Source organism: Aquimarina mytili, from assembly GCF_016735115.1.
GTDB classification, from domain to species: domain Bacteria; phylum Bacteroidota; class Bacteroidia; order Flavobacteriales; family Flavobacteriaceae; genus Aquimarina; species Aquimarina mytili.
The window spans coordinates 60303-67166 of record NZ_JAERQJ010000015.1 but is presented as its reverse complement, the minus strand read 5'-3'; the positions used below and the strand labels follow the sequence as shown (position 1 = coordinate 67166).

The window sequence follows — 6864 nt, the reverse complement described above, 5'->3', positions numbered from 1 at the left end:
AACCTTCCAGCTTCGCTTGTGAATGTCGATACCAATGTATAACTTAGGGCAAGCGGTAATTTGAGTATTCATATCTTTAATTTTTAGTTCATTTTAAAGATACTCGACTTACTGCTTTTTCATCGATGCTATAAGTAATTCCTTGTTTTCACCTACTCCTGAAAATCTGAGAGGATTTTCAGTTTGGTGTGTACTTATAAAGCTCATTACTAACCCCAATAACTGATCGTAGTCGAGACCGTTGGACACTATATTGAATAAATGAATAGAACTTTACTAATAATCGGAATTGGGCTCTTGATTGTAGTTTGCTCAGAAAAAAGAACTCATCACATTTAAGGTCATTATTGGTTGAACAACTAAAAAGCACTCACACTAATCATGAATGGTTCATTCCAACAAAAATTGCGATTGAAGGACTATCCGCTAAACAATCAAATTGGAAAAATAGTACCGAAAACCACTCCATCGGGGGGCTAGTTTCTCATATTCTCTTTTGGAATGAAGTAAATTTAAGAGCTTTCAAAGGAGAAGATATGTCCAATTTTGAAGTTAACAATGAAACTACTTTTAAAAAATATTCTGATGATGAATGGAAAAATCTTGTAGCTAAATTAGACACTATCCAAATAGAATGGGAGCTATTGACCAAAAATGCTACAGATAAGCAATTAAATGAATGGAGTTCTGAGATTGCAAATATGACGGCACATAACGCCTATCATACTTGTCAAATAATTTATATTAGAAAGCGAAAGGGATGGTGGAATAAAAAAGTACGGTACATGGTATATGATACTATATGTATATGATCATAGCGGTCTGCTTGATGACAAATCACATAGTTTCTGTATTTTTGGTAAAGCAAAATAATTATAAAAAATAAAAACCAGCAATAAATATATCTGTTAAACATTAGTTGTAATTGAATGAAACATACACTATTCTTAATACTTGTAATAGGTTTTTTAAATTGTCTTAGCTCTCAAAAGAAGAGTCCACAAACTAATATTGAATGTGACAATACGAAACTTGTGAATTATGTTTATCCCATTAGCAATTTTGTTAAAGAAAAAAAACTGATTTATTCTCTAAAATCTAATAGAGATGCCATGATCGAATTATTTGAGAAAAGTTATGTATTAAATACTGATACAGACTCATTATTAATAAGGTTTACGAAAAACTCTCAAGAAAAAACAACTGACTCCATAATCTTTTCTCTAAAAAACGGAATTCCGAAGATATTAAAATCATTTACAAAAGTAGATTCTCACCCTTATTTAATTCCAACTAATGAAACTATTACTGGTAATCAATTTTGTGAATTTTCGACTTTTGGAGATATATCGGAATACAAAATATCAACCGAAAATGGAGAAGTTTTCAGAAAGTTTGATGGACATACAACACATAAAGAATATGTCAAAAAAGAATTTAATGGAGTTAAATATAATTGCGCAATCTTTGAGTCGAAAAAAACATTAATAGTTAAATTTAGAGGAATTACCCAGGAGCTAAAGGGTACTTGGGTTGGTTGTGCTTGCGAAAATATTGGCGAACTTTATTCGACAACCAAAACCGAAGATGGATATGTTATAGAAAGTAAACTTGAAAAAATAATTGAAAAGTAATCGCACCTAACAAGATGTATAAACTTTGTTAGTAATGGCAAAAATCATAATACAATAGTCTAAGAATTGTCAAAATAAAAAGTGAAAGTATTAAATATAATTTTATTAGCATTATTATGCACTAATCCCATTGGAAATTCTGTTATTTCCAAAAAACCGAAGCATGTAGAGTCATATGACTTAAAGGAAAAAGTAAAATGTTTGATGTTAAAGGGGATAAAGAAATAATGTATGAACAGGAAATATTATTATTTGACATAAAAGGTTTTATAAAGGAGGAGTCCTCTTATAATACAGATGGAAGCTTAGATTACTCCATAAAGTATAAATATGATAAAAATTATAATCTGGTTGAGAGAAGTAAGCTCCGTCATGATAATGATAATGAAACAGAAAATTATCTATATGACAAAAACAATAACTTAATTGAAGAAAAAAATATGAAAATAACAAACTTGATTCTAGGATAACTTATGAGTATGATAATAACGGTAATCAGGTAAAAAAGATAAATTACAATTCCAAAAACGAAGAAAGAAGCTACGATATATATCTACGACAAAAGCAATAATAAAATTGAGGAGCGGCACCATCATACTGGAAAACTACAGATAAAAACTATATTTAAATATAACGGCAATACCGATAAAATTGAACAGCTACAATATAATTCGAAACACTTTACACATACGATAATCAGCATAACTTAATAATGCTTAAAAGCTTCTATGGTATTTATAATAATTATGGGTTTGCTTCAAAGAAAACATTCGTTTATAATAACAATGGTGATAAAACAGAAATAGTTGAATATAATGTAGATGATTCAATTAAGGAACGAAAAGATTTTAAGTATAATGATAATCGAGATAGAACTCATACAAAAACATTTAATCCGGATGGCGTGTTGATAAATAGTAATGAGAGTAATTATGTCTTGGATCAGAAAAGTAATTGGATCAAATCAACCGATTATCGCAATGGTAATAGATCACGAGTTTGGACGCACGAGATAGAATATTTTGAATAAAAAAACAGGAAATAAATAATCTAATAAAGTCCAAATGGAAGGAATAGGAAATACTCCACTTATCAGGTCACTACTCTTCTCCCCTACTATAATACAGAATTCGTTCAAATTATAAAAAAACAAAAAATATTTGTGTAACTAAATGGTTACTTTTATATTTGTAACCGATTAGTTACCTAAATTATGAGAAGAGATGTTTTTCAAGCCATTGCAGACCCTGTTAGACGTGAGATAATTGAACTACTGGCAGAAGAAACACTTACGGTAAATGCAATAGCCGAAAAATTTGATATAAGTCGCCCCGCTATATCCAAACATTTAAAAATTTTAAAAGAGTGTGAAATAATAGATTTCAAAAAAGAAGGAAGAGAACGGTTTTGCCATATAAAGCCAAAAAAATTAATTCCAGCCTTTATGTGGATTGAACAATATCGAGGCCTTTGGGAAGATAAACTAAACTCATTTGAGAAATATTTAAACAAATTACAAACGAAAACCAATCTTGATGAATACTCCAAACGAAATGGACAAACGAACCATAACGATTAACCGAACTTTTAATGCCCCATTAAACCTAGTTTGGGAGGCTTGGACACAATCTGAACACATTGCAGAATGGTGGAGTCCGAAAGGAATTAAAACGATAGTAGTCGAACATGATTTTAAAATTGGAGGAAAATGGAAATACATTATGCCAATGCCCAACGGTCAAGAATTTATTGCTGAGGGCAAATACACAGAAATAATCGAATTTGAAAAAATAGTTTCATCAGCAAGTTTCAAACCTATGACAGAAGGAGTTGAAATTCAATCATTATTTAAAGGAAAGGTGACAAAACCGAATTCACTTTCAATGTAATTCATCCCACCGAAGAATATAAAATTCAACAAGAAAAAATGGGCATTATGAACGGTTGGGGATCTGTATTCGATAGACTTGAGGAGCTACTTAGTACTATATAATTAATACACAATATCAATATGAAAACAATGACCTGTAAACAATTAGGTGGAGCATGTGACAAAGAATTTCAAGCCAATACCTTTGAAGATATTGCCGAAATGAGTAAAAAACACGGTTTAGAAATGTACCAAAAAAATGATAAAGCACATCAAAAAGCTATGACCGCAATGCAGAAGTTAATGCAAGATCCTAACGCAATTCATAGGTGGTTCGAAAACAAAAGAAAAGAATTTAATGCGTTACCTCATACATAGGTTTCGAAATTTAGGAGTAATAAACAAGATATCAATAAGGATTTATTAAATTAGTTACTTATACATGTAATCAATCATAGCAGAATCCATATGTTCAAGTATGAATGAAATTAGGATAAAAAACGTAATACTTGTTTTACTATTAACACTCACAACACAATGTAAAACGAATAATGATATGAAGGAACAACAACAGAAAATAGTTGAAAATTATGTGAATTCTTATAATCGTTTTGATATTGATGGAATGACAAAAGATCTGACTGAGAATATCGTTTTCGAAAATATCTCTAACGGAAACGTAGATTTGAGAACTGAAGGAATTACAGAATTCAAAAAGCAAGCCGAAACAGCAAAACAATATTCTACACATAGAAAACAAACGATCGAATCTTGGCAATTTCTTAAGTCAAAAGTTATAATTCAAATTGGTTATAAAGCAATATTAGCCATTGATTTACCAAACGGCCTAAAAACGGGAGATACTTTAGAATTGAAAGGTATTTCTGAATTTGAATTTGAACACAACAAAATTAAAAGTATAACTGACAAAAGTTAATACTAAACTCTGTACTATTACTAAACCCCATAATTAATTAGGTCTTAACTTTTGGGTTAAATAATATGATACCGACATGAAGAAAAACTTTGCTTTACTGATTTGTTTTATCCTATTTTTGGGCTGCGGAAAAAATGCCGAAAAAAAATACCACAAAAGAATAACAACATCACTCTTTCTGTCAGAAATGCACATGCAATGGCCTATAATTCCAAAGATGCTAATGTTTATCTTTTTGGTGGAGCAAGCGAAAAAGAAGTTTTATCAGATTTATGGATCTGGAACAGTATAAATTGGGAAAAAATAATAGTTGAAGATGGACCAGAACCGCGAACTTTTAGCTCCATGATTTATGACAAAGCAAATCATCGATTAGTCCTATTTGGTGGAAGTAAAGTGTTATTTGGGAAAAATCCTGATCTGAAAAACCTCCTAAACGATACTTGGGAATTCAGAAATAACCATTGGAAAAAATTAACCCCAAGAAATGCTCCTTCACCAAGGGCAGAGTCAGCAATGGTATATGATGAAAATCACCAAACAATCGTTCTATTTGGTGGATACAAAATCCAAGATGACGAGTATATCAAACTTGGAGATACATGGGAGTTTCGAAATGACGAATGGCACTTAGTATCAACCGAAGGGCCTTCTGAACGACATGGTGTTTCAATGGCCTATGATACAAATAATGAATCTGTTATTCTTTTTGGAGGTAGCACAATTGACAAACAATATGGAGAATCTAAGGGAGAAACTTGGAAATGGAACGGTGCTCAATGGAATAAACTTGAGATAAAACAACCTCATGGCATATTCAACTCTAATATGGTTTATGATAAAGAACTCAAAAAGTTAATTCGATTTGGTGGATGGAATGGAGAATCCAGAGTTAATGAAACATGGTCATTAGATAACAATACATGGAATATACTAAAGATAGATCACAAACCAACTTCAAGAAATCACAGTAATATGGTCTTTGATAAAAAACGAAAAAAAATTATTCTTTTTGGTGGCCATGATGGAAAGAATATTTTTGGAGACACTTGGGAATTTGTAAACCATAAGTGGAAGAAAATCTCTGAAGTCGACCCTATTGTCAGAATACAAAATGAACATTAATTTTACTAAAACTAAAATTGAACAAACAACCTACCAAAGAAGAAAAAAGAATTGAAGTATTAGATGTTTTCAGAGGATTCGCAATTCTAGGCATTTTTGTTGTCAATATTGTCATAATGAATTCGACGTTTCTTAATCAAGATGAATTTGCAAAACAATGGACGTCTAACATCGACATAATTTCAGAAAAAATATTACAGCTATTTTTTTATACAAAGTTCTTCCCATTTTCTCTTTATTGTTTGGATTAGGGATTTCAATGCAAGCCTTAAAGCTGTTAAATAAAAACAAACTCTCTTCTTCATTCTTTGTGCGAAGAATGTTCATCTTATTTGTATTTGGAGCTTTACATATTATATTATTTTGGTCGGGAGATGTACTCAACCTATATGCCATTCTTGGGCTTTTGACTACACTCATGATTAAAAAGTCTAACAAATTAATACTTTTTTTATCCGCATTTTTCCTCTTCTTCCCTTTCTATGATCAAATATTCGAATATATATTTAGAATTTTGAACTTCCACCCAGAAATCTATTTAAGTAATCATACAGGAGAGACGGTACGTCAAGTTATTAGACATGGAACCTATCTAGAAGGAGTACAATTGAGATTGTTAGAATATCTTTCTAATATACCAATGTTATTTGGTTTTTTAGCACCAATAGCAATTTCAATGTTTCTTCTAGGGCTATATCTTGGAAAAAACAAAATATACGAATCCTTAGAATCCTATATCCAGAAAATAAAAAAAACGATGGTAATGATTACCATCATTACTAATGCCTATAGAATTGTGTTTTTATTTGTACTTCCTAAATATGAAATATATTCAACAGAAGCTTTTCGGCCAATATTTATCAAATTAATGGTACTCTCTGATACTGCAATGGGGATATTTTACCTTTGGCTTATTGGTTGGCTTTGGTATACTACACAATGGAAAAAGGTTTTAGTATTTTTAAAATATGCCGGTAGAATGGCATTAACAAATTATATATTGCAAAGTTTCATTGGTCTTATATTATTTTCATCTATCGGATTTAAACTTTACGAAACATTAAGTCCTTCAGAAACGTTATCGACGGCAATCCTTATATTTATCTTTCAGGTGATATTGAGTAAAATTTGGCTGAGGTATTTTCGATTCGGCCCCCTGGAATGGATTTGGAGATGTTTGACATACAAAGAACTCCTTCCGATTAAAAAATAGCATTTTCACAAATATGACCTAAAATAATCACTTAGTTATACATCTTTGCCTAAGATATGTTTGTTATATTTACTATTAGAATGCA

The 6864-nt window shown here is 30.8% G+C and carries 10 protein-coding genes; all 10 read left to right on the top strand.

Going from position 1 to position 6864, the window contains the following annotated elements; all coding sequences use genetic code 11:
- Positions 1 to 347: 347 nt before the first annotated feature.
- Positions 348 to 812 carry a DinB family protein gene (locus JJQ60_RS20825; RefSeq protein WP_201924473.1) on the top strand — a complete coding sequence of 155 codons (465 nt, stop codon included), beginning with the start codon at positions 348 to 350 and terminating at the stop codon, positions 810 to 812.
- A gap of 117 nt (positions 813 to 929) precedes the next feature.
- Complete coding sequence (locus JJQ60_RS20820) at positions 930 to 1634, top strand: hypothetical protein (RefSeq protein WP_201924471.1); 705 nt, start codon at positions 930 to 932, stop codon at positions 1632 to 1634.
- A gap of 197 nt (positions 1635 to 1831) precedes the next feature.
- Complete coding sequence (locus JJQ60_RS20815; protein WP_201924469.1) at positions 1832 to 2104, top strand: hypothetical protein; 273 nt, start codon at positions 1832 to 1834, stop codon at positions 2102 to 2104.
- Between the two features lie 242 nt (positions 2105 to 2346).
- Positions 2347 to 2664, top strand: coding sequence for a hypothetical protein (locus JJQ60_RS20810; protein ID WP_201924468.1), 318 nt, complete (start codon positions 2347 to 2349; stop codon positions 2662 to 2664).
- A gap of 183 nt (positions 2665 to 2847) precedes the next feature.
- Entirely contained in the window at positions 2848 to 3213 is a 366-nt protein-coding gene (locus tag JJQ60_RS20805) for an ArsR/SmtB family transcription factor (protein WP_201924467.1), read from the top strand.
- Positions 3170 to 3523, top strand: a complete 354-nt coding sequence (locus JJQ60_RS20800; RefSeq protein WP_201924466.1) for an SRPBCC family protein — start codon at positions 3170 to 3172, stop codon at positions 3521 to 3523. Before JJQ60_RS20805 ends, JJQ60_RS20800 begins: the two co-directional genes overlap by 44 nt.
- A gap of 122 nt (positions 3524 to 3645) precedes the next feature.
- Positions 3646 to 3882 (top strand): DUF1059 domain-containing protein, encoded by a 237-nt coding sequence (locus JJQ60_RS20795; protein ID WP_201924465.1) that lies wholly within the window; start codon positions 3646 to 3648, stop codon positions 3880 to 3882.
- A 178-nt stretch (positions 3883 to 4060) separates the two neighbouring features.
- Positions 4061 to 4441, top strand: coding sequence for a nuclear transport factor 2 family protein (locus JJQ60_RS20790; RefSeq protein WP_201924464.1), 381 nt, complete (start codon positions 4061 to 4063; stop codon positions 4439 to 4441).
- A gap of 102 nt (positions 4442 to 4543) precedes the next feature.
- Entirely contained in the window at positions 4544 to 5566 is a 1023-nt protein-coding gene (locus tag JJQ60_RS20785) for a Kelch repeat-containing protein (RefSeq protein ID WP_262896683.1), read from the top strand.
- A 259-nt stretch (positions 5567 to 5825) separates the two neighbouring features.
- Positions 5826 to 6779 carry a DUF418 domain-containing protein gene (locus tag JJQ60_RS20780; RefSeq protein ID WP_236669190.1) on the top strand — a complete coding sequence of 318 codons (954 nt, stop codon included), beginning with the start codon at positions 5826 to 5828 and terminating at the stop codon, positions 6777 to 6779.
- Positions 6780 to 6864: the final 85 nt, after the last annotated feature.

What these genes read in the sequence shown, in the direction of transcription:
- JJQ60_RS20800 (WP_201924466.1), top strand. Translation starts at nt 3,170, where the DNA reads ATGAATACTCCAAACGAAATGGACAAACGAACCATAACGATTAACCGA.
- JJQ60_RS20790 (WP_201924464.1), top strand. Translation starts at nt 4,061, where the DNA reads ATGAAGGAACAACAACAGAAAATAGTTGAAAATTATGTGAATTCTTAT.
- JJQ60_RS20795 (WP_201924465.1), top strand. Translation starts at nt 3,646, where the DNA reads ATGAAAACAATGACCTGTAAACAATTAGGTGGAGCATGTGACAAAGAA.
- JJQ60_RS20810 (WP_201924468.1), top strand. Translation starts at nt 2,347, where the DNA reads ATGCTTAAAAGCTTCTATGGTATTTATAATAATTATGGGTTTGCTTCA.
- JJQ60_RS20805 (WP_201924467.1), top strand. Translation starts at nt 2,848, where the DNA reads ATGAGAAGAGATGTTTTTCAAGCCATTGCAGACCCTGTTAGACGTGAG.
- JJQ60_RS20820 (WP_201924471.1), top strand. Translation starts at nt 930, where the DNA reads ATGAAACATACACTATTCTTAATACTTGTAATAGGTTTTTTAAATTGT.
- JJQ60_RS20780 (WP_236669190.1), top strand. Translation starts at nt 5,826, where the DNA reads ATGCAAGCCTTAAAGCTGTTAAATAAAAACAAACTCTCTTCTTCATTC.
- JJQ60_RS20815 (WP_201924469.1), top strand. Translation starts at nt 1,832, where the DNA reads ATGTTTGATGTTAAAGGGGATAAAGAAATAATGTATGAACAGGAAATA.